We start from the raw sequence: 26801 nt of genomic DNA, 5'->3' as shown, positions 1-26801 counted from the left end.
GCTACACGTTTTGCGTCTTGATAGTAGCATGTCAACAGAAACTTCGAGAGACTACGCGACTGCGCTCCAGTTGTGCAGAAATCCATTGACTGAAAATTGTTACTCGAATGAGCCCCCCCCTATGTCCAACTCACCATTCTGCGGGATTGCTTCTTTTGGGAGGCAGGAGATTTGTCTGGCACCTGTGGCGGGCCGGAGTGTTGATGTTGCTGTCCTCGGGTGTCCTTTTGACTCTTCGGTCAGCTATCGCTCGGGAACGAGGTTTGGACCGCGAGCGATTCGTGAGCAGTCGATGATGCTCTGGGGGTATCACAACGCTCTGAACATCGCCCCGTTCGATCTCCTCAAGGTGGTCGATGCCGGCGATGTGGATGTGATCCCGGTCGATATTGCCCGGACTCACGCATTGATCGAACAAGCGGCCAGAGCCTGGATTGATCAAGGCACAATGGTCCTCGGGTTGGGCGGCGAACATTCCGTCGCTCTACCACTTCTCAGAGCGGCCGCTGCGAAACATGGGCCGCTCGCCGTCGTGCATTTTGATGCCCATGGTGATACCTGGACAGAAGAGTATCCGGGCTATCCACTCAGCCATGGCACGCCCTTTATTCGAGCCATTGAAGCGGGTGCGATTGATACTCAGCGCTACTTTCAGATTGGTATCCGCGGGCCGACCTATTCGGCCAACGATTACCTCGATGCCCGGGCTTTAGGAGCACGAATTATCTCTGCCGATGACGTGGGAGAGCGCGGTGTCCGCTCCATTGTGGACGAAATCCGCCAGCAGGTCGGCAATCAGCCGGTCTATCTTTCCTTCGATGTCGATGCACTCGATCCGGCTTTTGCACCGGGGACGGGGACTCCCGAAATTGGGGGCTTGACCAGTCGTGAAGCGACTGGAATTCTCCGCGGGCTGGCAGGTCTGAGAGTTGTTTGCGGAGATGTCGTCGAGGTGAGCCCTCCTTACGATCCTTCAGCCATTACCTCGGTACTGGGTGCGAATCTCGCTTTTGAAATGCTGGCCCTCATCGCGAGATCAAAATCATTAAGCCAGTAACATCCGATTGAACCACAAACTCGAAATTTCAAGTCCGCGGACTCAGGGAAGTTTGTCGATGGCACTGGCTTTGTGCAGCGAAAGAACTTCATCATCGCTCAAAGCGCGATTGAACACAGCCAGCCCGCCCAGTTGGCCTTTCATAGCTTCACCCAGCATACTGCCGACTGCATAACGTGCTGCCACTGTAAAATCGGCCGGGCCACCTGGTTTTGACTGAGCGTGCAGTTCTGGCTGGAAGTGAAAGATCCCTCGACCGTGATAATAAGGATTAATGCCTCGTGGCGATCCGCCCGGGCCTTCCTGCATAAAGTAAGGGTCGTCTCTTTTGTCGGTTTTGGGCTCAATCGCTCGGGGCTCAAGCAGACCATTGAAGTAAGCTTTGAGATATTTTGCATCGTAGGTAAAGGCGAGAGTCACCCATTTCCCCTCGGGAACAGCCGATTTAGACGCGGCATAGTCGGCACACCAGGGAAACGGGCTACCATCGGCCCGACGGGTCACACCGCCTTCACTCGAAACATGGGGTGTCAATTGCCGGGGGCCACCATAAGTCGGCATGTTCAGCAGCATGGCATATTGCCGGGTACCGGTATCGTCGTGAGCACCTTTGCCTTCACTCCAGATCCCGGCAATTGTCACGCCTCGTTTCATTTCGGTGAGTTTGACGACTGCAAACATACTGACCTGCGCCTCGGGACCATGAATATCCAGGTCGCCCAGTTCCGCATGCTTCGCCATCAGGTACTGCTGACCATTGAAGTCGATGGAATAGCCCGAAAATGGCCCACCCGCCACTCGTCCAATCGGCCCGCCAACTTCAACCAAAGGATGCTTTTCTGGTGTAGCGGTCGAAAGACGCGGCTGGCCCGGCTCTTCGCCAAATTTCCAGAATGCGACCAGCCCCGGAGTTCGTTCGACAATCTCTGGTCGACCGACAACTGCTGCGGGATCGACAACAACCTGCGCAGCCAATCCCGTTTCGCCCCGCAGTTGCTGTACAGGCCATTGGAAAGCGACGATTGCTACCGTGAGAAGAATAGCGAATTTCGTCATCGCTCCAGCCGTGTGACGGATGACTAAAACCGTTCGGTCTTGAGAAAGCAGTGAATCACTCATATGAAGACTACCTCAGTGAATGTGGCTTACCCCGTCATGGCATATCGCATGAATGAACATTGATCAATCCATGAGTAGGACAAACTGTGTCTTCTCGCGAGGAAAGGCAGGGCCTGGTTCCGTAACCATCATCTATTGAATCAGCCCCTGACCAATACTCCGGCTCAAAAGAGCAACTGAGCTGCCGGCTTCGCAATCAGGTGTTGCCTGAGGACAAAACCGGCGGCGGCTATACCAGAAAGGTACGCCGCTTCGACGCGACTTTCGCTGGTCCAGTCTCCGCAAACAGTCAGGCCATGCTCGGAATCATGCAAGGCGCGCTCGATCGACAGCTTCTGATAGATCTCCGCAGGAACTTTCGAAGGATCCAGCGTGGAAAACATCCAGCGGTGTGCTACAAGCTCCGGCGTCCTCTGGGGCTGAAGGCTGATCTGCTCACACCAATGGTGCCAGAGTTCGGTGGCCACCTGATCTGCGGGAAGGTCGAGGTGACTCTTCGTCCATGCCGGTGTCGCCTGCAATACCCAGCGCTCGGCATCGGTCGGCCGTTTGGGTTTGGATGTATCTCGCGCTGCCCACCCCACTGCCGGTGACAGTGCCACCTCACTCAAATAGCCATCAAATGGCAGATGGAGCGGATCAGCCAAACTGGCCATGACAGTCCAGCAGGGATCCATCGGGATTCTGGCCAGAATTTCTGCCATCGGATATTCACCGACAAGTCGCGCAGCCTGTCCGGCGGGTATCGCCAGAATGAGTTGATCGAACGGCCCGGCAACAGCTCCCTGTGTATTCTGCAGATGCCACTGATTGGCGATCCGCTCCACTTTTTGAATTTGCACCTCCTGATGAACTCTCAAACCCTGACTTAAATGCCGGGCGATCGAGGTCATGCCGGGAACCCCTACATAGCGAGGCCCGTTCGCAGCGAGTTCTTTCCACGAACCATTGGCGTCCTGTGCAGCCAGAAGCCCTTGCCACGGCGTGATGAGCCCCTGGTTCTCCCATGAACGTAAGGATTTTTCAAATTGAGACGTCCTGGCCGTGATGTACTGGCAGCCATGATCGAACTGACCACCATCCGCCAGGCGACGGGTGGCCATGCGTCCGCCCAGTCCACGGCTCTTTTCAAAAACCTCCACTTCGAAGCCATGATCGGACAGCGTGCGAGCGGCCATCAATCCCGCCATGCCGGCACCAATCACAGCCACTTTGACAGGTTCCCCTGTCAGGCGACGGGAGGTTTTCGCCAGATACTTTTCGGGGTTCAAGCGGCGGGCATGCTCGGCGGTCGAGCGTCCTCGAATGCTTCGCAAGATTGGTTCTTCGGGAGTAAATGGCCTGTCAAACTGTCCCAGACACCATAACAACCCGCCATACGAAGCCGGATCGCAGCCATCGAGGGCATATCGATGATTGAGATCGAACAGCAGTCGCAGGGCTTCTTCGGTCGTGCTTGTCCAGAGAGGAATGGCTTTGCCCCAGGTCATCCGCACATTGTTATGGAGCTCTCCCTGGCGGAGGAGTGACATTTGCGCGGCATTCCAGAGAGGATCATGAGTTTGCGCACGAGCCAGCGTTTCTTCATCGTACAAGTCAGCTCTCTTATCGGCTTCTCCAGCCTTCAAAGCCTGTCGAGCCCAGGCGGGGAGTGCGGAAAGAGCCTCGTGATCTGTCCGGTAATGGCAAAAGCACCACGCGAGTTCACGCCAGATGAGGAGTTCATCGAGATATTTCTCGGCACTGGCGCCACCGACTTCAAAACAATCCCGCACCAGTGTGAAGGGGGAAACCATGCCGTAATGCAGATAGGCCGACATCCGGCTGACGCCATCCTTGAGGGCATCGTTCCGTTGATCGGCATAGCGTCTCAATCCCTGCTTTTTGAAGTTTTCCCAGCGGGTATAACCTGCCTGAGAACCTCCCACGGTATGTGGAACAGGACCAACCGAGTGATCGATCTGGCTGGTAGCCAGCAGATCGGCAATCGACGTCTGCTGGAGATCGACTGGTTGGAAGGGTAACTGATCAATTGGAAACGGCTTCCCTCCATAACGAAGCTCTGGCCACGGGCGAGTATTGCGGGTTTTGTAGAGCCATGCGGTGGCTTCGCGATACGCAAATGCGCGATCAAAAGCCCGCTTGACCAGTTGGGGCGGGACAATGCACGCACCATTGACACACACAATCGGCGTCTTGATAGAGTCAGCCAGTCGATTGCGCCAGTGAATTGTCGGAGCGGTCGGGACATCATCTGTCACGAGAACCGCCGCGCGAGCAGCCAGTGTCTTGAGGTGAGGCCCGCGATCTTCGGCCCGCGCGACATGGAGCACAGAGGAAATCTTCTGCTCGGCCAGTTCAGCATGAACATCGCCCGCTCCCTGGAGAATAAAGGTGTGCCTGCGATCGTTGGCATAAGGGTGATTTTCCGAGAGCCCCTGATAAACCAGCAGTGGCTGATCGAGCCGGTGGGCCAGATGAATGGCCACATCGAGCGCCGGGTTTTCGTGGCCCCGAAGCGAATGGTGCATCCAGTAAAGAATAAAGTCACCGTGCGTGGAGGCTTGATCCGGATCACCCAGGGGCGTTGACAAAGTCGTTGAAGAAGGGAGTCGCCGCGTCCGCTCTTGCAGATGCTCAGGAAGACCAGAGAGTATCGATGTAAGTTCTTGATGTAGCATTTGTTGCGGCTCAATTGCTGAAGATGAGATGCTTTTTGAGAAACAGTCCACCAGGTCTCGCATGCGAGGTCGCTCGGTAAGCTCTGGTGTCTGCTGAAGATCGATCAATAACTCGAAAATTCGATGCATTGCCTGAATTCTTGACGCATTGCACATTCTGGCGACACGAGAGCGCCAACAGATTCAGAGTTTTTGTCGTAATTCATTGTTAGTGCAAGAATTAGGGAATGCGTAAAACCCTCTTTCTTGTGGTGGACTTTTGCTTGGATCGCGCGCTATACTTACAACAGTGAATTTGGATGCGTTCGTCCAAACTGAATTCACTTCCACCCCGCCTGTCTCCTCCTGCCCCGGAAGTTTCGCCTGCCATGCGCATTCGTGTGACATGCCCTGCCTGCGATCATGCCTTTAAGGTGGATGCTAAGTTTGCAGGCAAAAAGGCCTACTGTCCCAACGCTGATTGTCGGCAGGTGCTCCGGATTCCTGTGGCCTCCGCTCCCGAGGAAGAGTTGGAGGAGTTCGGCTTCTCCAGTGATGATCTCGAAGATTACGAGGAAGCCCCTGCTGCTGCACCTCCACCTCTCAAGGGAAAAGGGAAAGCTGGCCGAACGACTGGCGACAGTTTCAAACCCTCTCGAAGCGCTCCTCTTCCTGCCTCGCGCAGAAAGGGGGCAGGGAATCGCACTTCACGAGGGAAATCGTCGTCGTCACAACCCGTCGTCGGCATGATCGTCGGTGGCGTGGCATTCCTGGGTCTACTCGGGGGAATTGTTGCATTTCTGTGGCCACGCTCACCCAGTGGCGACGCCTCTCCGTCTACTGCCGGTGTGGCACAGGCGGCGGAACATCGCCTTCCCTCATATGCCGAAAATGCAGCCCCCTTCATGCAGAAGTACTGCATCGACTGCCATCAGGGTCCTGATGCCGAAGCCGGGATCGCTTTCGACAAATATTCCGACACCGCATCGATCCTGAAAGATCGCAAGCAGTGGGAACGTATCATGCAGATCGTCGAGGGGCAGATCATGCCTCCCGATGACAGCCCTCAACCCACCGAAGAAGAACGGGCCAAGCTGGTCAGCTTCCTCGATTCGACTGTCTATTACGTCGATTGTGCGACCAATCCCGATCCTGGCCGTGTGACGGTTCGCCGGCTCAATCGTACAGAATACAACAACACTGTTCGCGACCTGCTGGGAGTCGATCTCCGGCCCGCCGACAGCTTCCCGTCCGATGACGTGGGTTACGGCTTTGACAACATCGGTGATGTCCTGTCACTTCCGCCACTCCTCATGGAAAAGTATCTCGATGCAGCAGACAAGCTGACTCAAGCGGCGATCGTTTCCATCGATCCTCAGGATCTGCCGGTCAAAAAGTGGAAAGGTCGTGAACTTCAGCGAAGCAAAGTGGCCCACAATCATGGAGGCGAAGACGATCCCAGTATCATTCTCGTCTCCACAGGAGATGCCACCATTCCTGTCGATGTGCCACTTTCTGGTGAATATGTCCTCAAAGTCGTCGCTGCAGAAACTCCTGCAGGAACTGACCGCGCGAAGTTGGCTGTTCGCCTCGATGGTCAGGAACTCAAAGTTTTTGAAGTTTCGGCGACTGATCGCAAACCGGAGACTTATTCGCTCCCAGTCACTCTTCTGCAGGGGAAGCGAAATATCTCGCTCGCCTTCCTGAACGATTTCTATGATGAGAAGGCCAAGGATCCGAAGCGTCGGGATCGCAATCTCGTCATCATGTCAGCCTCTCTGACCGGGCCATCGAAGGTTTTGCCCAACAGCTATCCCGCTTCGCATACCCGACTGGTTAAGGCTGTTCCCTCGGCCAGTGGTGAAAATGGAGCACCCGGCAAATCCATCAGTGAAGCAGCCCGGGAGAACCTGACTCCGTTTGTCACGCGGGCATTCCGTCGTCCGCCAAAAGACGAAGAATTGTCGAAATTTGTCGGTCTGGTCGAGCGAGCCACCGCAGCCGGTGAAACCTTTGAATTCGGGATGCAGGTTGCCGTTCAGGCAGTGCTGGTCTCGCCACACTTCCTCTTCCGTATTGAATCCGACAAAGAGCCCGAGAATCCCAAGAGTGCTCACATCATCAACTCTTACGAACTGGCCTCACGGCTGTCGTATTTCTTGTGGAGCACCATGCCCGATGATGAGCTTTTTGAACACGCCCGGGTGGGAGATCTCGGCAACGAACTGATTCTCGACGCCCAGGTTCGCCGCATGCTCCAGGATCCCAGATCCGCAGCTCTCGTCGAGAACTTCGCCGAGCAATGGCTCCAACTGCGAATTCTTGACGAAGTCACCCCTGACCCCAAAGCCTTCCCGCAGTTCAACGATGATCTGCGCCGTGACATGAAGGAAGAAACCCGACAGTTCATCCGTGCCATTGTGCAGGAAGACCGCAGCGTTCTCGATTTGCTCGTGGGAGACTACACGTTCGTGAATGAACGGCTGGCCAAGCATTATGGCCTCCCGGATGTGAAGGGGAATGAATTCCGCCAGGTGAGTCTTGCCGGGACAAATCGAGCTGGCGTGCTGACTCAGGCCAGTGTGCTCACCATCACCTCCAACCCCACACGCACCTCCCCTGTGAAGCGCGGCAAATGGATTATGGAAACGATTCTCGATTCTCCACCACCGGCACCACCGCCGAATGTCCCTGAGTTAGAAGACAAAAAGGAGCAATCTGCTGGCCTTTCACTCCGCCAGCAGATGGAACAACACCGATCAAATCCGGCCTGTGCCTCGTGCCACAAGACGATGGATACTCTGGGCTTCGGCCTCGAAAACTTCGACGCCATCGGCAGGTATCGTAAAGATGATGGTGGCAAACCAGTCGACACCTCGGGAACATTGCCCAGTGGCGATTCGTTCAGCGGGCCGGTCGAAATGGTCAATATTCTGAAGACCAAGAAACAAAAAGCGTTCACCGAGTGTTTAACTGAGAAGCTTCTAACGTATGCACTGGGCCGGGGGCTGGAATATTATGATCGCTGCTCGGTGAATCGAATTAATAGTGAGCTAAGTGCCCAGAATTTCCGTTTCTCAGTATTGGTCAAAGAGATCGTCAAGAGCGAACCATTCCGGCTTCGTCGTGGTGAAGGGTCAACACTATGAACATCAATAAACTCTCCCGCTGGCAATCAGCAGTAGATCGCCGCACGATGCTCAAAGGGCTGGGTGTGACGATGTCTCTCCCGGTGTTGGAAGCGATGCTTCCCGCTCATGTCGCGACCGCTGAAGCCGCCATGGCATCCACCGCAATGAACCGTATGGCCTTTGTCTTTGTGCCAAACGGTGTGGTCATGGATTCCTGGCAGCCTGTGAAGGAAGGGGCTGGCTTCTCACTCCCGCCATCACTGGAACCACTCGCCAAGGTCAAGGAAAAGCTCAATGTGATGTCCCACCTGGCCCAGAACAACGCGCGGGCTCTCGGCGACGGGCCGGGTGATCATGCACGTTCCGCTGCGACATTCCTCACGGGTGTGCATCCTCGAAAAACCGCCGGGGCTGATATTCAGGCCGGTGTTTCCGTCGATCAGTTGGCAGCCGCACAAATCGGTGCAGCGACGAAATTGCCATCTCTCGAACTGGGGCTTGAAGGAGGCCGCAATGCCGGCCAGTGCGATTCAGGCTACAGTTGTGCTTATTCGAATACGATTTCGTGGAAATCCCCCACGACACCGATGGCGAAAGAAATCCGCCCCAAACTCGTCTTTGAGCGTCTGTTTGGCGGTGGGGTTGATGAAATCAAGAATCGCAAAAAGCGCGATCATTACCGCCAGAGCATTCTGGATATGGTTCAGGCCGATGCCGACCAGCTTCAGCAGAAGCTGGGCAAGACTGACCGCCGCAAACTCGATGAATACTTCACAAGCGTTCGCGAAATCGAGCAGCGTCTGGAACGGGCAGCCAGCGATTCCGCCAAGATTGTGATTCCTGATATGGATCTTCCCGATGGAGTTCCCAAGGACCAAGTCGTGCATACCCGGCTGATGTTTGATCTGCTGGCACTCGCCTTCCAGACCGATTCCACTCGAATTGCGACATTAATGCTCTCCAATGAGGGTTCCAACCGCTCCTACTCGGTCGTGGGGGTCAACGAAGGTCACCACCAGATTTCGCATCACCAGAAGAAGGCCGAAAATCTGGAAAAGCTGCGAAAAGTCGATCGTCACCTCATCACACAATTCGCTTACTTCCTCGAAAAACTTGATTCGATGAAAGAAGGCGACGGCACAGTTCTCGATCACTCAATGATCGTTTACGGCAGTGCGATCGGAGACGGCGACCGCCATAATCACAACGATCTCCCCGTGCTTCTGGCTGGGGGTGGGTCAGGTCGAATTGACACTGGCCGGCACCTGGTTTACCCGAAGGATACTCCCCTCAATAACCTGTTCCTCTCAATGCTCGATTTCATGGGTGTCTCAGCGGATCGACTGGGTGACAGCACAGGCCGGTTGGATAAGCTGAAAGCCTGATGGAAGGACTTTGCTGATAGCAATTGCGACTATGGGTTGACCCATAACCACATTTTCCAGACTTCAGCGGGAGTAGCTCACGGGGCTATTCCCGCTCTTTTTTATGAATTGCCGGACTTTATCCAATCAGCGACGACGTTTTCCGCACTCTATGAGGTCATGTTAAAGAGAGCGTGAGGTCATGTTGAAGAGTGCCTTTCTTCAGACAAATCGCTCCCGACAAACACATCAACAAAGTCTGATCTCATTCGATCTCCCCGTCAGTGCTTCGCTGGTGTATTCTGATACAGAAGATTCCTGATAAATCACCGGCTCTCAGATTCTCACCAGAATTGTGGTTGAAGGGAATCTGCCATTGATCAGCATTCCCGCAGTCGTGCAGAGGATGGGCAGGCCAGAGCCAGGCAACGTGCAGTTAACAGCCAACGTGCATTTAAGAGGTGCAAAAGTGGTTTTCAATCAATTCGTCCAGCGAGCTGGTCTGTATGGCACATTGGCGGCCAGCCTGCTCTTCCTGTCGGCTTGTGGCGGTAGTACCAAGCCCCCTATGTCCACCGCTCAAGCTCCCGCGTCGCAAATGTCCCCCGTTCAGGCCACACCTTCGCCTGCCGCAACTCAGGGAGAGACAAACGCTGCTGCCACCAACTCACAAACTCCAGCGGCTTCTCAGGCCTCAGCCACACCACCCAGGAAACGCTTCCAGCCCATACAGCTCGGTGCTATTGGTTCTGGAACTGATTCCGAAACAATCGATGAGTCCAAGATCGATTCGGTGATGGATGCTCTGAAGCCATTGCAGGTCCTTCTGGGCCGCTGGAAAGGGAATGCCCGCAAAGCCCTCCTCGACCAACCGGAGTGGATGTGGGATTTGACAACCGACCCCAAACAGCCAGCACTCGTCATCAAATCACCCAATGGTAAATACATTCGCGAAGGGCGTTTGACCTTTCTTGTCAAAGATCAGTCCTATCAGCTCACCACGACGGATGCTGATGGTGTGACGCGCAACTGGTTAGGGAGCTTTACCAAAGAAGTTCAGGATGTCGCCGGAGATGACGACAAGTTGCAGCGTACTTATAAGCTCGAATTCGTGGAAAAGGCAGCCGAACCAGCCGATGAGATCTGGAAGCTGGCACTGAGCCAGCAGGATAACAATCGCTATCTGATCGAACTCGATCGTCAGCGTGGCAGTGGGACTTACGTGCGTGTCGATACGATCAACACCCAGCGTGAGGGAACCAGCTTTGCCCTCAATGACAGTGATTACGGCGAGAAAGAATGCATTGTTTCTCAGGGCCTGGGAACAACCAGTGTCGCCTATCAGGGGCAAACCTACTGGGTCTGTTGTTCGGGCTGCAAATCAGCCTTTGAAGCCGATCCTGTCCGCTGGCTGGCGAAGCTGGCTGAACGCAAAAAGATGGATCCCGCAAAAACGAACTGACACGCACTCAAATTTGAAAGAGCGATCTGTATCCCCTGCTTGCAGCCTTGGGCAGGCATGTTGACGTGATCTTCGACTCGTAATTTTCTATGGCGAGTCAAGCGATGCTCACCACTCTGCTCGACTGGTCTTCCAGCCAGCTTTGTCAGCAAAAGATTCTGTCTTCGCGTGAGCCTCTCCATAGCCCGCGACGACCAGTGCTGCCTGGGATCCGAAGATCTTTCGATAGCCCAGATAACTTGTGCACAACCTGGGGTTGATCTCGACCACCAGTGGCTCTGTCGATTCCTCCGGCCACACCAGATCAACTCCGGTATACCCCCGCAGTCCCTCGATCGATTCGCATGCCTTAAGAGCGAGTGCCTCCAGTCTGGCTCGTTCTTCAGACGTAAACTCGTCGGATGGCAAGGCCCCCCCCTGATATTTCAGACTGGCCGGAAGATGGCCTTCGCCCTTGCTTTCAATAATCCGTTGAGAAGCCACGGGCCACACAATCGGCGCCATCGATGAATCGCCAGGTGAGTCACGATCCTCCCCAACAACCAGGGCAGGCATGATCACTGCCACTGAAGCCGACCGGCCACGCAGATAAGGTTGCACAATCTGGCAGGTTTCCGATTCCGGGGCTTCTCGCCAGTCGTTGACCACGAAGACGTCGAGACTCCCCGCGCCGTCAATCGGCTTCACGACATATCGGGAGTAGGTGCCAAGTTCTTCTGCGTGCTGAACAAGCCGTGTCGGGATTGTCGGGATCCTGTGCTTCTCCAGATGCTCTGCCAATTGCAGCTTATCCGATGTGAGCTGGATTGCTGCCGACGTCGAGTTGTGGACGCGGGCTCCTAAAAACTCACACAACTGAATAATCGCTGCCAGTGTCCCATCAATCTCGGGAGCAACAATGACAACCTTCCAACCTCCACTGATCGCCGAATGAATAAGCGATCTCGAATGATCGTCGTCTTCTGTCCAGATCCATCTCACACCCGGATGACCAGTCCAACTCTCTTTCCAGCCGGCATGCACGAGCCCTGCGACCTGAATCTGGCTGGCGGCAAGATCTTCTGTCAGCGCCTGCAGCATCGCCATGCCTTCCCGCCGAATCTCTGCCGTTGAAGCGGAATCAGTGGCCGAGAGATTGTCACCTTCAAAGGCACAGAGGTATTCACAGACCAGACAGGGGGGATTCATGCAGCACTTTCCGACAACACTTCCATCAATCTTGTGAAGAGAAGTATGTCTTTCGTCGGACTTCAAGAAAAGCCTGAGATCTCCATGCCATGACGATCATGGCCTCTTGAACAAAAGCAAAAGCCACGAGAGGCTGGTCTCGCGGCTTCTGGCAGCAATGTATTTGTTGAGAGAGAAACATCGAGTGGATGGGGAAGAGGTTGTCTCATTTACCAGCCACAGCCGGGGTACCATGGGCGGGGAGCCACATAGACCGGAGGGACAGGCCGATAAATCGGCGGATAAGGTTGATAAATTGGACCTCCGTAAATCGGCCCACCATAGACTGGCCGGCCGTAAACGGGAGGATAGTAGCCGCCCCGGTTATACCCAAAGCCGACTCCCCCTGCGTTGATGGAAAGCGATAAGGAGTTTCGCGAAGGTCCTCCATAATACCCTCCGCCATAAGCCCCTCCGCCGTGATACCCACCCCCATGATGGTGATGGCCGACCGGATAGACGACCGGTGGGCCTGCTTCTGCCAATTGACTTGATGATGTGGCAATTGCTGTGATTCCTGCGGCAATCAAACTCAGAAATGTCTTCATTTCCCGTCTCCCACTCTCTTGTTGAGGCCATTGTCTCTGCTTCCATTCCATGCGGATCAGAGATGCCAATCTGAGAAGGCAAGAAGTGAGCCATTTTTTGCAATCGAGGCGTTTTTTGATAACCTTCGTCCAGACAAGCAGTTACTGCCGATCAATCAGTTCAGCCCTGTGTCTCATATTGATTTTAATTCAATCATTTCGACAACAGTTTTTGTGAGAGACGATTCCCCAGGCACTGAGAGAAAACTCGTGACAGGATCGCTGGCAATTCTTGCTCTTTGAGTCACCGCAAAAGACGACTCTTTTACCTATGCGATACAATTTGTTAAGTCTACTTAAGCTTCCTGACTATCCAGCCGATACTGTCTTTTGTGAATGGCAGCCGCTCCTGGTCATTAGAATTCTCTGGCTGCCACTAGAAGTTTGGACTTATCGACCTCGCCTTCATTGGCGATTTGCCGGGTGCTGTTCATGACGCAGGACTTCTCGCGTAGGGATGCCTCGACACAGGCGACGGATGCCCTGTTACCACTTTTGCAGCATCTGCGACAAAGTCTGCAGGATGCCCGGCACTGGGAAGAAAAGCTGGAATCGCTGTTCGTCGAATGGCGTGAACAGCAGCTCACAGAATATGCCGCCATTGGTCAAAAGCTCGAGCAGATCAGCCAGAGACTTGGCTCCAACATACCGCCGATGCAGGAAGCGCTCCCCAAATCGGTCAGGGCCCAACTGCCAGTCTTTCGCCTGCACCCCGAAGGCGCAAGCTTGCCTTAGAAATCTGGAAGCCGCACTTCTGATAAGGATTCCAGGATTTAGCAGTGCTTGATGTGCCATGCTTGCGGCTCCGAGCAAGCATGCTTTAATGACTCTCCACACACCATTAGTTTTCGAGTGCGTTTAAGGGAGGCGACCACCTCGCCTGGCCATGGTGTTACTGCGACCTGTGGCCAGCATGGGAAGCACGATGGCCGATTGATTCATGCCACCCATTGAAATGGAATCGCCCCCCGTTTTTCCTTGCACAGGGACCAGTCTCACGGTGACCGGGCGACCGCTCGCATGGCCGATACTCATCTGGTCAGCCAGTACTGCAGCCAACGTTTCCGCATCGGTATCGCCAGGGACTGGCACCAGATCAAGCCCCTGGGCTCCAGCTCCTGTCAGCAACGAGAGTTGATTAAAACTCATCTCGCCAGAACGTAATGCTTCCGTCAGACCAACATCATCCATCAGTGGCAGGCGCACTCCCCACGAGCCACAGATTCTTGTCGCAGCGAAACGGCCACCATCGCGCACAGCGCGGTCAATCAAGGCAATCAAAGCGGCAGTTCCCGGGGCACCAAAGCGTTCAATCCCCATCAGTCCCATCAATTCAGCAATGCTGTCCCCGGGGCGCAGTGAAGGTGCGACTGTCAGATCGATGCCGCCCCAGGTGGCCCCCAGTCGACGGGCAATTTCCCGGCCCGTCAACTCCGCGGCACGCGTGGCCCGGAAGGTGGCAGTACGCACTTCCGCTGCCAGATCTTCTAACCGGCAATCAGGATCCTCTGCCATCCGCGCACGCAGACATTGATTGATAATCCGGGGTGCGCTGATTCCCGAATAAAGCTGCATGTCGGGCATGCCATCCGGGCAACCGGCTTTTCCAAAGCAGGCACTCGGTGGGTTGGCGACCACACTCATCCGCGCGGCAGTTCCCGGACGATCTTTGGTTAAACGCGAAAGCTCCAGCAATTGCTGAGCAACCGGAAGCAGCCCCGAAAAGTTAATCCCCACTTCACTCGTCCCGGCCACAATCGCCGAATGAACTCGTTCCGTCTGTGAGAGTGCCTGAGGGAGACTTTCAATGAGCTGGCGGGCGCCACCCGAAAGACCGTGCTGCATCCAGGCCGAGAATCCGCCAATGGCATCGACCCGCACGTTGGCAGCAGCTCCATCGAGAGTTCGAGCAATATGAAACAGATCTTCGGCTGTAAAACCATCAGCCAGATGATCAATCGCTGTCACACTTAGCCAGCGCTGAATGACAGGGACACCCATTTCGCCCGAAACCTGATGGCATGTTTCTACAAAGCGACTGGCCGCGCCTGTGATTCGCTGATACACGTTTTCACAGAAGCGATGCAACGAACGATCCACACAATTCGCGAGACTGATCCCCAGCGTCACGGTACGAACATCGAACAGATGTGCGGGGCCATCCAGATGCATCCAGCTCGTGGTTGGCAGTGTGGGCTGCATGACGTTTTCCGTTCGAAAATCGATGGTCGTGATATCTGTTAGGATGAGCTCTTTATCGCGGCAGATCGTACCGACCTGCTGCATCAGTATGTTTAAACTTCACTGATTAACGATTCACTGATGATCAAATCACAGATTATCGATTCACTGGGAAGCCAGACGGATCGGGATGGGACTTTGGGTCGCTAGCCCCACCAGATGATGCTGAAGCGTAATCGTGCTTCCAGTTGTTTCGCTCAATTCGAAAAGCTCTTTCTGCAATTGACCGCGATCAATCGACTTGGGAACTGTCAGTGCGAACCGAGCCACAAAGTGATCATTTCCTGGCAATGTCGTGGCATGCAGATCGGCAATATCAATGCCATGATGGGCCAGCCGATAACAAACCTGCCGCAGACTTCCCCGTCGATCCGGGCCCACCACGGTCAAAGAATATCGCTCCGTGGCGGCAGCTTTGCCATTGGTCGCGGGTTCATTGAGTTCTGCACTGGAAAGTGGTTTCAGCGTCAGTTCGATGCCAAAGGGATCACAAAAGGCCCGAATATGGTCGTTGATCACACCCGCCGGTCGATCATCGGGGAAGTCAGCCGTCAGCAACATGGTGAAGTAGTTGCCGGTCACCGTCTGACTCACTTCTCGAAGATTTCCACCCAATTCATCGAGCGCTGTTGTCAATGCCGCCATGACTCCCACGCGATTGGTGGCCATCAAGGTCATCACATAGGGTTTGGGCATCGAAAAACTCCACCAGCATCATATTCTGTTTCAGCAGACCACCAGCAACCATCTCTCATGACATCAAATCAGCCAGACTCTCAGGAAACATCCTCATCGAACAGCATGATTCTTCGCATGATTTCACCATGCGGCTGGCAGCTTTCTCTCATAAATTGCGATTATTTTCTGAGTATTCACCTGCAAAAACAAAGTCCAAAAATTGAACTCATTTCGATAATTCGCGTGATCCTCACCGCCAGGCCAATCCGTTCGCTGAAACCACACCCTGTTCGACTTCAACATCTGGTCATTGTATCGACTGACGACAGTGAATGCTCGTCAGGATTTGGGTTGCAGATCCGTATCCAAGGCGACCAAGATCAATCATCAAATGCAGATTCTCTCTCACAACCAGGGCCCTGGAAAAACTCAACATGCCATCGACCGCTGACAGTCTGCGTGATCAATCGACCGTCAAAATCGTCTCGTTGCTGGTCCTTTCGGTCGTGATGGTCATTTTCATTCTGATGTTTTACCAGGTGATGGCCCCCTACCTGATGTCACTCCTCCTGGCGGGTGTCCTCGCTATTCTGGCTCAACCGTTACACAGCCGCAGCCTGTCGTATTTCCCCAAATGGAATTCGCTCGCTGCCGGCCTCACGACCACTGGAGTCGTCGTGGTCATTGTCCTGCCCATTCTCTTTGCCATCCTGCTGACAGGATTGGAACTGTCGGTTTTTGTGCAGGATAACCTTTCCGATTCTTCATGGGAGCAGATCAAGTCGACCGTGTCGTTGCGTATCGATCAGTTCGTGCAACGAATTCTCCCCTGGATGCCGGCTGGTGCCGACCCGGAAGGTGTCAAGCAGCAGCTCCTCCTGGGAATTCAGAATCAGGTCAAACAATTGGGCGTCGGTGCTTCCGAAATTGCCAGTTCCACCTGGGGAATCATCGGGACTCTCATCAACTTCTTCATTCAACTGACGGTTTGCCTCATGGGACTCTACTTCTTCCTCGCCGATGGCCCACGCATTTTGCGAGGCGCTCAGAATCTGATCCCCATCCAGCCGGAATACCAGCAACAGGTCTTCGATCAATTCACCAAAGTCACTCGTTCTGTCGTGATGGGAACTTTGGTGGCAGCGATTGGCCAGGGGATTGCCATGTCTCTGGCAGCAGGAGTCCTCGGGATTGGACACATCTTTGTCATCGGCATGGTCACCACGGTCGCGGCCATGATCCCCATGATTGGTGCGGCTGGTGTCTATGTGCCTCTCGCCATCTACCTGGCGACACAAGGCCATTACGTTACGGCGACAGGATTATTCCTCTTTGGTTTTCTGGTGATCAGCAGCATCGATAACGTCGTGCGTGCCTACACTCTGAGCAGCAATGTGCAGATGCATCCGCTGCTCGGATTCGTTTCGATTCTCGGTGGGCTGGAAGCCTTTGGATTATGGGGTATCTTTCTGGGCCCCATGATCGCTTCGGTTTTGTATGCACTGGCCAAAATCTTCAATCAGGAACTGAAAAGTTTCATGGCCACTTCGACCCCGGCGAAAGGAGTCATCACAGGCGAAAAAACGCCAGTTGCAACTGTTGTTTCTGATGTCACTTCGACCATCATTGCGACACCCGCCGCAGTCGTGGCCACGATGGTTGAAGCGGCACCACCCGTGGCAGAAGCTCCCAAACCTCCGGCCTGTTGAGAGATTTTCATCCTTCACATCAGGCAGTCGTTTTGGCGAGCACATTACTCGGAGCGACGGTTTTTTTGATCGGCCAACCACTTCGCCCACGCATCGATCTTCATCTGCCGTGTGGGATAACCCAACCTCGTATCAAACACCGGTTGATCATGGGGCGGAACGAGTTCTTCGAGTGTCCGCAGGATTTCGACAATCACTGAATCCGTTTTCTCTGTCCAGAGTTGCTCGATCAGTGGATCCACGAAACGAGGCTGACCGGTTTGTCGAATCAGTTCCACAGCCTGCAAGCGGGCTCGCGGATTGTCATGACGACTGCGCCTTAACAATTCAGCCATCGCCTGATCATCTCTGAGGCGCACCAAAGCGACGAGTGCTGTTTCCATCAGCTCATGATCTGTGGATTGCAGAAGTGGTCGCAGTGCACCGACCCGTGAACCATCATTCACAGGCAGGCCTTCGATCAACTGGGGATTCCCACAGACACCAGCGGCCTCAATTGCTGCCAGACGCACCGGACGATGAGGGTCTTCAATCACAGGGGCCAGCCATAAGCCCCTTTCGATCGCGGGATGCTTCAGCACATACTGGCAACCACACAGTCGAATATCGGGCCAATGATGATGAATAGCCATCTGGGCCAGCGCAGCCGCTTCTGGAGTCGATTCGCGGTCAATCGCCCGCATGACTTCCTGCCAGACCTGCTGATCCTGTTCTGTTCGCAGTTTTTCCTGCAGTAGTTTGACGGCGATACGCCCGGGATTTTGTGAGGCCGCCAGTTGCCTCAGAGCACTGGCCGACTGACGACGCGCGAGGACATCGTTGGCATTCATGTCGAGCACCAGTTTCACCGCCTCGTCGGCTTGGGCAAAAATTTCACGGGCAATCTCTGTCAGTTGCTCGGGGGGAAGCCTCATGGCGGCATCAGTCAGTACAGGAAGACTGGCTGGCAAAGACCTGGCCAGAAATTCGGTTCGATCCAACCTCTCACTGCTTCCCTGGGGAAGTTTAACAATTGTCGAAAGTTCACTTTGCAGCTCACCCACGGACCATTCACTTCTTGCAGCAGGAACAGAATTGGCCATCAGAGCAACGGTGTTTGCTGCACTGTCGGAACCGGCTCGTCCTGTGGAATCATTCACGTGGGCATGGGCGGTATTCAGCCATGTCGCTGGTAAGCCCTGTACACGCGAAAGCTCCTTCACAGCCAAGATTCGTTCATCTCTGGGCCCATGGATCGGAAAGACTGGCGAATACCCCAAATGTGCCGAGATCGAACGCAAGGCCTCTTCACGGGCAGGGCCGGAACCATCTGTCAATATTTCCAGAAGTAATGGCGAAGCGAGTTCCATCGGCCAGTCGGCAAGAAGTTTTGCCAGTGCCAGTTGCACATCGAGACTGCGATCACGAATCGAAGGCCTGAGCAGCATCGCATTGGTCAATGAAGGGTAACGACCAAACTGACTCACAACAGCAGCTCGAAATCGAGGTGTCGAAGTCTGCCCTGCCGGAGGGTTGAGAAACTCCGCGAGCCGTTCAGGTTGCCGAAGTGAGATGGCCATCGCAGCCAGAGTCTGCTGATTCTCATTGGCAGAACGCACGAATTTTTCCAACGCTTGTTGTGCTTCGGCGGCAGTCAGTAACCCGAGGTTCAAAATCGCATCGTCTGCCACACGTAAGTCGGCATCCTGTCCCTGCGCCAGAGCAATCGCACAGGCCTGATCATGATTGAGCAACGCCAGCCAGCGACCATACAGCCGACGAATCATTGGATCGCGATCAAATCGGGCCAGCGACATCCCTTCCGGCCAATCGGACAGTTGAGGATCACTTACATGGGCCGCTTGAACGGTACGCATTTCATGCTGCGGCAGAAGACCTTGCTCAAGTTTCTGCATCGTTGCAAAAATCAGACAGGCTTCATAGGCCCCCTGTCTTAAGGGAAGATCACCTTGCTGTTCGTTAATCGCGTCGGCCAGCCCGGGCAATCGATCTGGCAGAATTCTCTGTGCCAGCATTTGCCATAACACGACTTTGACCTCTCCAGCCAGCGAATCCTGCTTCAGCAGTTCACCAGCGGGCAACAGCCTGAGTTCAGGTTCCCCTGGTTTTTCCAAAAGCATCCGGCACCAGGCCTCGGCTGCAGCAGCTCGCAGCCGCGGAGACATCGTCACGGACTCTCCCTTCAGGCGAATGCGGCCATCGACCACAATTTCTCCCAAAGGAGCGATCAGTTCTGCAGCGCGCTGGGGCTCATGGTTCGATAGAAGAATGGCGGCATTAACACCTGCCAACTCTCGAGCTGCGAGCATGGTCTTCAAGGCCTCGAGACTGGCTCGAAGTTCTGAGGTGCTTAATCTGGCCGGATCGGATCGTTGATTTGTGGCCTGATCTTCCACCGGCGTCTCGCTGGCTTCTGTGGCCGGAGTAGTCGTGCTGGATGGTAATTCGGAAACCGCAGGCTGAAGTTGAGCCTTGGCATCAGCAGACTGCCTCATCGCCAGCCAGGTGACATCGGCCGTCAGTGTTCTTGCAGGCTTCCCGGTGGCAGCCGAGGCGGCACTGTCTTTATCCCGCACAATGTATCGAAAGTAGCTGGGCCATTGATGACTGGAGTGGATCTGACCCGATTGGAATTGGGCATTCCTCGGCAGGTTGGCATGCACTGGCAAATCCGTCGCAGAACTCCGGCTGATGAGTTGCCAGCTCTGCTGGATAACAGGCGTGGCATCATAAGCTTTTTGCCACGCATCGAGAGCAAACTTCTGGCGATAGTGCAGGATCAAAGGTGAGGCGGAACCATCATCGACCACTGCGGATTGACCAGCTTTTGATCCCGGCAAGGTAATGGTCGGCTGAGTGGACTCTTTCGAGCCAGCCGGCTCTGTTGTCTTTGTCGCTGTGGCCTTCGGATCATTTGCGGCTGAGCTCTTCTCTGGTGATTTTGCAGCAGCTTCTGCATCACTCACATCGGGTGTGGTGATTCCGACAACTGTCCGAAGTCCATCGAGAAAGGTAGGGGCTTCCAGTATCTTGCAGCCTTCCAGAAGCCCGCACACTACCAAAGTCACCAGAATCAACAATCGCCCCAGACATCGAGAGCTTCCCATTCTGCCACGAACTGTCACTGCGCAAGAGGGGACGAAAACCCCTTGGGCTGCAGTCTTTTCGGGCTGATCTGGCCCGCCATCCATGGCCGGTCTCCTCCTGGAACATCGCCACGACTGCCAATTGGCACTCTGGGCTCATCATCGGAGTTTACGCTCTTTGGACGGATTGAGTGAAGACCGACTCACCCATCGATCGACCGCAGCCACAACGAATTCAGGATGCAGGCTGTCATAGGGAAGACTGGGGATGGAGAAACGAAAGGTGCAATTCGGCATGGCGGCATTGCAGTTGTGTCCAATCCTCGCGAGACATTGGGCCAAAAGCCGGACTTCGAGGCAAGAGAGGGCCTGCTTCAAAGCGTTCAATTGCACGACGAAAATGTGCCAGACCCGCTTCTGTTTCGACTTCCATCTGAGGTGTCGCCAGGAGTGCGATCTGACCTCGCCACCGAAATCCTGGACGCATCGGTTGTTCGAGCATGGTGCGCTTCATCAGTGGGCCAAACCATCTCAAAATCCAAGGCAACTGAAAGGGAAAGCCATCGACAGGCCGTTCGACCCAGAAAGCCAGATGGTCAAGAATTTGTCCTGCTGACCATTGGCCAGTCGTAAAATAGCCTTCAGGTGCGTGAAGAATGGTTTCGGCATCTTCAAGAGCCTGTTGCAGGTTCTCAAAGTGGAGTGACCTTCGGCGAATGTTCGATACAGGCATGATGCTCACTCTCAGTCAGCAGCCCGAGTGCAAATGGCAAAAATCTGGTGAATCGCTCATCACTCTCAGGTTATTCAATTTGATGAGTGACAATGCATTCGTTCAACCAAGAGATGAAAAAGCCCCGGAAATGGGAATACACGTCGCGGCATGGCCAATTCGTAAATCACCAGCCTCTGGTGAAAGTTCCCAAAGCGATTTTTCAGCCAGTAACCTCTGACATTTTGCTCCAGCATCCTGCAGCAATCGCAGGGATGGGCAGGCACTGATCTTTGTCAGCTCTCCCCAGCCAATGTCATGGAAATGCTTGGACCCGAGATTCAACACGGCTGTCTGAATTGTGGGGCGACTGATTACAGCCCCCTGCAACAGAGCCAATGGGACTGCACTCGTCTTTTGCAGCATGTTCCACCAGCTTGGAAAGGAGTAGGAGAAAAGGGATTGAGGGATGGTCGGTGCACTCTCGACACAATCAACAAGTGGCCAGAACTTTTGTGGTAGTTCGTGGCAGATTGGAGGCAGGTTGATGTTGGCCACGTCGGCAAGTTGCCGGGCCGCCAGTTGCATCAGTGAGAGTCCTCCCGGCACTTCACTTTCGGACAACCAGGAAAAGTCACCCCAGATCGCTTCGATTTTCAACCCGGGCATACGACCCACACCCAGCAGCAGATCTTTCAAGTCATGCCCGATCCTGACTCCTTCGCCTCGATCCACCAGCCGGATCGACAAAGCGACTGTCAGAGGTGTATTGAAGTTTGTGGTACTCCAGACACTCTGCAGCAGTAGGGCCTGACTGTAGTGATCGATCACCACGGCTGGCCGACCAGAAAGGCATGTTTTGGTCGATTGATTTACTTTCGGTGGATCTGCCTCAAAAGAAAGTCGGCTCGCCAGTTGCTCCAGTGCCTGCTCTGTCACGGGCGGTATGACCCACCAATCGTGCTGACTCCAGGCCAAACTCAAATGATGTGGCGGAGAATCACCTTGAGCGAGAAATGTCTTCTGTAAGGCTTCTGGAGCACCCGTCACAAACCAGGGTGCAGGGCAATTCCACAGCCGGATGGCAGCATTCAGCGCTGGACCTAACACATCGACAGCAGGGGGGTGAGCAGCTCGAACAAAAGATAGATCAACGCTGGAAACTTGCGGCCCTGCCGATGAAGGAAGCTCTGGCAAAGAGTCAGCAGAAACTGCAGCACTCGGGGCGACATCCCACATCAGCGGCATGAAGCGATCTCATCGGCATCTCGAGGGAAAGCAGAGCATCGAATTTTGCAGATGAGCAAAATAACTGAATGCTTCACGAGAAATCGGGATAGCAGGCAAAGAGAAAAAATGGCCAGCCGTGGCCCCGTGAGCGTCCGTGCAAGGCGAGGAGTCTAACCACAAACATCGATGACGACAAATGAGGATTTCAGATTTTCTTTCAACCGCATTTTCCTATGGAAAAGTCAATCCGCACTCCTGAGAAAGCCTTCAAAAATTATCAACTTTCTCAGTGCTGTCAGAAGGGATTTCAAAAGAAATTTGATGGATGATCAATCAACAAACTGAAGAACTGGTGCAGGAATTGATGTGATCCCGGATGAACAGAAACAACGCCCGGATGAAATCACTTTCCCGGATATTGAAGTTGCATCTCATGCACGTTGATTCTGCGCAATGGCCTGCTGCAGCTTCTCGATCTCCTGTGAGATCAACACTTCTCCAGAGGCAATCCGCTCCAGCAATGGTCGAGCATCCACATCGTCCATCAACTCATGGGCAGCCTGTCGGGCCAGGCTGGCCCGTTGCTGTTGATCCAGGCACAGCGGCCCCAAAAGATAGTTCAACGACACGTAATGATGTGTGGCAAACTCCATAGGGAAAGCGCTGTCGAGAGCCACAAAACGTCGGTCAGACAATAGATCAAGGATCGCCTCAGCGTGTGACAATTGTGTCTCCGCCAATTGTCCGAGTGTTCTCCAGATCGAATGGGCCTCAGGCGGTATGTAAGGCGATGTGTAAGCCAGGTATTGCAAAAAACTTCGCTTGAGCTGCACCGCCAGCTCACTCAGACTGCGATTATGATGAATCAGTTGGCGATGTGCCGGCGAGTTCGCAGTCACTGGTGATCTCCATTGTTCAATCCACCGGACACAGAATTGCCCTGCATCGATTCCCCGGCAACTGGCGTCTCATTCAATTGGGAAACCTGGCTGGAAGTTTTACCGCTCTCATCTTGAGTTTGATCCCATAGCGAGACAGCCGCATCGCGTGAAAGGCGGCTCAATCCTGAGACGTCGATTCCTAACGAGAGTACAGGAATACTCACCGTGACAACAAACATCGTCGCCATGGAAAACGGAGCGATACGCACAGGTGGAGCCCCTTCCACGGGCTGATCAAAGAACATGGCCCGGAACAGCTTCAGATAGACCAGCAGACTGAGCAGGATATTAACCACACCCACAATCAGCACCGCATAAAACAACGGGAGCTTCGCCCCTGCATCGTACAGACTTGAGAACAACATGAGCTTGGCGACAAATCCGCCAGTCGGTGGCAAACCAATCAGACTGGCCAGCGAGAGTGACATGGCCACAGCCAGTACAGGCGTCTGACTGGCCAGCCCGCGGAAGTCGTCAATCGATTCTCCCAGCGTCTGGTTCCGCACGAGAATCAAACAGGAGAAAACTCCCAGATTCATAAACAGTGTCACCACGATGTAATAGAGCATTGACTCGACAGCTCGAACGGCCACACTGCTGGCAACTACCCCCTGAGTTTGCAGAACATCGCTGGTTGAAGGTGCCACCGTCACCGTGCTGGCGATCTGATCGACACCCGCCAGAGCCGGAATTGCCAGCACAGCAATCGGGATCAGCAGGTAGCCGGCATGAGCAATCGTCGAATAGGCCATCAGTCGTTTGATATTGGTTTGCCCAAACGCAGCCAGGTTCCCGAATGTGATCGTGATCGCCGCGATAATTCCCAGGCCCTGCGCCAGCAGATTCCAGAAAGCTTCCAGTTCGCCACCTGCCACCATGCCCAGCACCAGCCGTACGAGGAGTGCCAATGTGGCCCCTTTGGAAGCAATCGACAAAAAGGCACCCACTTCCGCAGCAGCACCATGGAAGACATCCGGGCACCAGAAGTGAAAAGGGACGAGACTCAGCTTGAATGCCATTCCTGCAAAGATCATGACCAGTGCTAGCAGCAAGGTCCGCAAGGCAGGATTCGCCAGAGTCGCGCCATCGATCGAAATCACAGCTTCCAGCCGAGAGCCCACCAGAGAAAGATCGCCAGTCCCGGCCAATCCACAAATCAGCGTCACCCCAAACAGCAGCAGCCCTGCCGAAGCAGAACCAAAGATCACAAACTTGAGAGCCGCCTCACTCGATTGCCGGCGACCTTTGAGAAAACCGGCCAGTACATAACCCGGGACACTCGACATTTCGAGAGCCAGAAAAACCAAAAGCAAATGATGGGCACTCGTCATCAGGAGCAGACCCACGACCGCACCACAGAGCATGGTGTAAAAATCCGGGCTGTCTTCCTGATCGGGAATGCCCCCCAGCGTGGTCAGCACAATCTGCAAAACGAGAAACAGCAGCAGATAAACCCTAAGAAACAGGGCAAATCGATCCAGCCGGATCATCCCCGTAAACAGAATCTCCGCCGGCTGGAGCTGAAAAATACTCGCCTGAAGTTGCCAGCCAGCCCAACCTAAAGAGACCACGACACCCAACGTCGCAATCGCTGCGACTGGGACATACCGGTCCAGATTCAATAAACGCCACAGGAGCGTGGCGATGATTGTCGCACATAGCAACAGTTCCGGGGCCAGCAGCACTAAAGCGCGGCCCGTCCCATTGGCCAGAAAGTCAGCGAAGAGGTCGTCGAGTTTCATATCGCTCAAGGCCGGTTCAATAAATGGATCAGACTCTCAAGGTCATCTGTCAGGCTGCGTTTGAGTTTGTTCTCAGGGATACGAAGGCGTCGTGAGGCTGCCGCTGTGGATACGTTATTTGTCCAGCGGCGATTCAATACTGGCTCGGTTCAAAGAAAGTTGTCGTTCCTGGCTGCCACTGATCTGTTGCACCAGTTGGCGGGAAGCGGGTTCAATCACGTTGAGGGCTATTGCAGGATAGACACCGAGGCCAATGGCAAAAGCCAGGAGGAGATAGCCAACGGTATATTCTCGAAAATTGATCTCTGTCAGATACTCGCGATTGGGGCCGGTGTAAGTAGGCCCAAGATAAACCCGCTGCAACGCCCAGAGAATGTAACCTGCCGTCAGAATCATCCCCAGAGCACCGCCGACCGAGAAGAATCGATCCACATGCCAGACCGAAAAGATCGAGAAGGCTTCACCGATAAACCCGCACAGACCCGGCAAGCCCAGTCCAGCGAAGAAAATCCCCGCAGCGATCGCTGAGAAGTGAGGCTGCAGGCTGGCAATTCCGCCAAATTGACGGAGATCGCGATGTTTGACACGGTCATAAAGGACACCCACAACAAAGAACATCCCGGCAGAGACAATCCCGTGAGCCACCATCTGGAAGGTGGCCGCCGAAAGTCCCATGGTCGAAAAATCAGGGTTCAGGACAGCCCCGGTCAATTCCTGAAAACGAAAAGCTCCCAGACCCATCAGCACGTAGCCCATATGGCTGACCGAGCTGTACGCCACTAATCGTTTGAAATCGCTCTGAGCCAGCGCTGCCAGGGCACCATAGAGCACACAGAACACGCCGAGCGCCACCATGAACCAGGCCCATTCGGCAAACCCCAGTGGGCAGATCGGAATCGCAATTCGCAAAAAGCCATATCCACCCAGCTTCAGGAGAATCCCCGCGAGGATCATACTCACAGGAGTCGGAGCTTCGACGTGAGCATCCGGTAGCCAGGTATGCAGCGGAACAGCCGGCAGCTTAATCAAAAAGGCAATCAGGAGGAGCACGAAGACTCTCCATTGCAGGCTGGTATCGCCCATGGCTGCCGTCAACGCCATTCCCTGATCCAGATCCATTCCCGGCTGTGGTGCCTGCCCCTGAGCCATGCGAGCCAGTTCGAGCAGATCAAAACTTCCTCCCGAAGCGGAATAGACCATCAGCATCGCCATCAGCAGACAAACGCCACCAGCCAGCGTGTACAGGAAGAATTTTATCGCGGCATACTCCCGGCGCGGGCCACCCCACAGGCCGATGAGAAAATACATCGGGAGCAGCATCACTTCCCACATGACAAAAAACAGAAAGAAATCCAGGGCCAGAAAGACGCCCATGACCCCTGTTTCCAGCAGTAACAGCAGAAACAGAAAGCCTCGAATGTGAGTTTTAATACTCCATGATGCCACGATCGAAAGGGCAAAGATCAGCGAGGTCAAGAGAATGAGTGGCAGGCTGAAGCCATCCACTCCCAGCGAGTAATTCACATTCCAGGTAGGAATCCAGGGGAGGCTCATGCCCAGCAGAATGTCGTTTCTTAAACTCGTTGCCGATGCATTCACTGCGGGTGACGCGTCGATCCAACCCAGAGCAACTCCAGCCAGTTGCACCGTAATCGCCAGCTCGCAGCAGGCCCCGGCCAGTGCATACCAGCGAATCGCACTCACAGCTCTGGATGGAAAACCAAACAGACCCAGACCCCACAGGACAGGCAGGAACAGAGCACAGCTCATCAGGAATTGTGGGTCGGCAAACATGGGGTCGGCAATATTTCGTAAAGGAAAGAGATTACTTCAGTGAAGATTAACGCCCTGCAAG

18 protein-coding genes are annotated in these 26801 nt (G+C 54.4%); 6 read left to right on the top strand and 12 right to left on the bottom strand.

Annotated elements, in window-relative coordinates:
* Positions 1–121 precede the first annotated feature (121 nt).
* Positions 122–1057, top strand: coding sequence for an agmatinase (gene speB / locus A6X21_RS04925; RefSeq protein ID WP_068846379.1), 936 nt, complete (start codon positions 122–124; stop codon positions 1055–1057).
* A 42-nt stretch (positions 1058–1099) separates the two neighbouring features.
* Here speB and A6X21_RS04920 read toward each other — a convergent pair whose 3' ends face one another.
* The gene (locus tag A6X21_RS04920; RefSeq protein WP_068846377.1) at positions 1100–2176 is read right to left on the bottom strand and encodes a LamG-like jellyroll fold domain-containing protein; all 1077 of its coding nucleotides are present in this window, start codon (positions 2174–2176) and stop codon (positions 1100–1102) included.
* A gap of 164 nt (positions 2177–2340) precedes the next feature.
* The gene (locus tag A6X21_RS04915) at positions 2341–4857 is read right to left on the bottom strand and encodes an FAD-dependent oxidoreductase (protein WP_165603681.1); all 2517 of its coding nucleotides are present in this window, start codon (positions 4855–4857) and stop codon (positions 2341–2343) included.
* 299 nt (positions 4858–5156) lie between these two features.
* Between A6X21_RS04915 and A6X21_RS04910 the strand changes: the two genes are divergently transcribed.
* From A6X21_RS04910 to A6X21_RS04900, 3 genes are all read left to right on the top strand, one after another.
* Complete coding sequence (locus A6X21_RS04910) at positions 5157–7985, top strand: DUF1592 domain-containing protein (RefSeq protein ID WP_240490166.1); 2829 nt, start codon at positions 5157–5159, stop codon at positions 7983–7985.
* Positions 7982–9352, top strand: a complete 1371-nt coding sequence (locus tag A6X21_RS04905) for a DUF1552 domain-containing protein (protein WP_068846375.1) — start codon at positions 7982–7984, stop codon at positions 9350–9352. Before A6X21_RS04910 ends, A6X21_RS04905 begins: the two co-directional genes overlap by 4 nt.
* A gap of 355 nt (positions 9353–9707) precedes the next feature.
* On the top strand, positions 9708–10793 hold the full coding sequence (locus A6X21_RS04900) for a hypothetical protein (RefSeq protein WP_131818193.1): 1086 nt from the start codon (positions 9708–9710) through the stop codon (positions 10791–10793).
* Between the two features lie 108 nt (positions 10794–10901).
* Here A6X21_RS04900 and A6X21_RS04895 read toward each other — a convergent pair whose 3' ends face one another.
* Both A6X21_RS04895 and A6X21_RS04890 read right to left on the bottom strand, forming a co-directional pair.
* On the bottom strand, positions 10902–11981 hold the full coding sequence (locus tag A6X21_RS04895) for an ATP-grasp domain-containing protein (protein WP_068846373.1): 1080 nt from the start codon (positions 11979–11981) through the stop codon (positions 10902–10904).
* Between the two features lie 209 nt (positions 11982–12190).
* Positions 12191–12568: a hypothetical protein gene (locus A6X21_RS04890; RefSeq protein WP_131818192.1), complete on the bottom strand. Its 378-nt coding sequence runs from the start codon at positions 12566–12568 to the stop codon at positions 12191–12193.
* 471 nt (positions 12569–13039) lie between these two features.
* Here A6X21_RS04890 and A6X21_RS04880 point away from each other — a divergent pair, with 471 nt between their 5' ends.
* Positions 13040–13342 (top strand): hypothetical protein, encoded by a 303-nt coding sequence (locus A6X21_RS04880; protein WP_068846370.1) that lies wholly within the window; start codon positions 13040–13042, stop codon positions 13340–13342.
* A gap of 123 nt (positions 13343–13465) precedes the next feature.
* On the opposite strand, the gene A6X21_RS04875 is transcribed toward A6X21_RS04880, so the two are convergent.
* Complete coding sequence (locus A6X21_RS04875) at positions 13466–14809, bottom strand: PFL family protein (RefSeq protein WP_165603680.1); 1344 nt, start codon at positions 14807–14809, stop codon at positions 13466–13468.
* A 144-nt stretch (positions 14810–14953) separates the two neighbouring features.
* Positions 14954–15544 carry a glycine cleavage system transcriptional repressor gene (locus A6X21_RS04870; RefSeq protein ID WP_068846369.1) on the bottom strand — a complete coding sequence of 197 codons (591 nt, stop codon included), beginning with the start codon at positions 15542–15544 and terminating at the stop codon, positions 14954–14956.
* Between the two features lie 416 nt (positions 15545–15960).
* Between A6X21_RS04870 and A6X21_RS04865 the strand changes: the two genes are divergently transcribed.
* Positions 15961–17235, top strand: coding sequence for an AI-2E family transporter (locus tag A6X21_RS04865; protein ID WP_068846368.1), 1275 nt, complete (start codon positions 15961–15963; stop codon positions 17233–17235).
* A gap of 44 nt (positions 17236–17279) precedes the next feature.
* Here A6X21_RS04865 and A6X21_RS04860 read toward each other — a convergent pair whose 3' ends face one another.
* The 6 genes from A6X21_RS04860 to A6X21_RS04835 all read right to left on the bottom strand — a co-directional run bounded on the left by A6X21_RS04860 (position 17280) and on the right by A6X21_RS04835 (position 26740).
* A complete protein-coding gene (locus tag A6X21_RS04860; protein WP_068846367.1) occupies positions 17280–20426 on the bottom strand; it encodes a HEAT repeat domain-containing protein in 3147 nt (1048 codons plus the stop codon).
* A gap of 145 nt (positions 20427–20571) precedes the next feature.
* Positions 20572–21054 (bottom strand): DUF1569 domain-containing protein, encoded by a 483-nt coding sequence (locus A6X21_RS04855; RefSeq protein ID WP_068846366.1) that lies wholly within the window; start codon positions 21052–21054, stop codon positions 20572–20574.
* 102 nt (positions 21055–21156) lie between these two features.
* Positions 21157–22281, bottom strand: coding sequence for a hypothetical protein (locus A6X21_RS04850; RefSeq protein ID WP_068846365.1), 1125 nt, complete (start codon positions 22279–22281; stop codon positions 21157–21159).
* A 413-nt stretch (positions 22282–22694) separates the two neighbouring features.
* Entirely contained in the window at positions 22695–23162 is a 468-nt protein-coding gene (locus tag A6X21_RS04845) for a hypothetical protein (RefSeq protein WP_068846364.1), read from the bottom strand.
* Positions 23159–24946, bottom strand: a complete 1788-nt coding sequence (locus A6X21_RS04840; protein ID WP_068846363.1) for an NADH-quinone oxidoreductase subunit N — start codon at positions 24944–24946, stop codon at positions 23159–23161. Before A6X21_RS04840 ends, A6X21_RS04845 begins: the two co-directional genes overlap by 4 nt.
* A 114-nt stretch (positions 24947–25060) precedes the next feature.
* Positions 25061–26740: a complex I subunit 4 family protein gene (locus tag A6X21_RS04835; RefSeq protein ID WP_068846362.1), complete on the bottom strand. Its 1680-nt coding sequence runs from the start codon at positions 26738–26740 to the stop codon at positions 25061–25063.
* Between the last annotated feature and the right edge of the window lie 61 nt (positions 26741–26801).

Source organism: Planctopirus hydrillae, from assembly GCF_001707835.1.
In the GTDB taxonomy this organism is placed as follows: domain Bacteria; phylum Planctomycetota; class Planctomycetia; order Planctomycetales; family Planctomycetaceae; genus Planctopirus; species Planctopirus hydrillae.
Note: the sequence above shows the minus strand (reverse complement) of the source record. Positions and strands in the feature narration are given on the sequence as shown.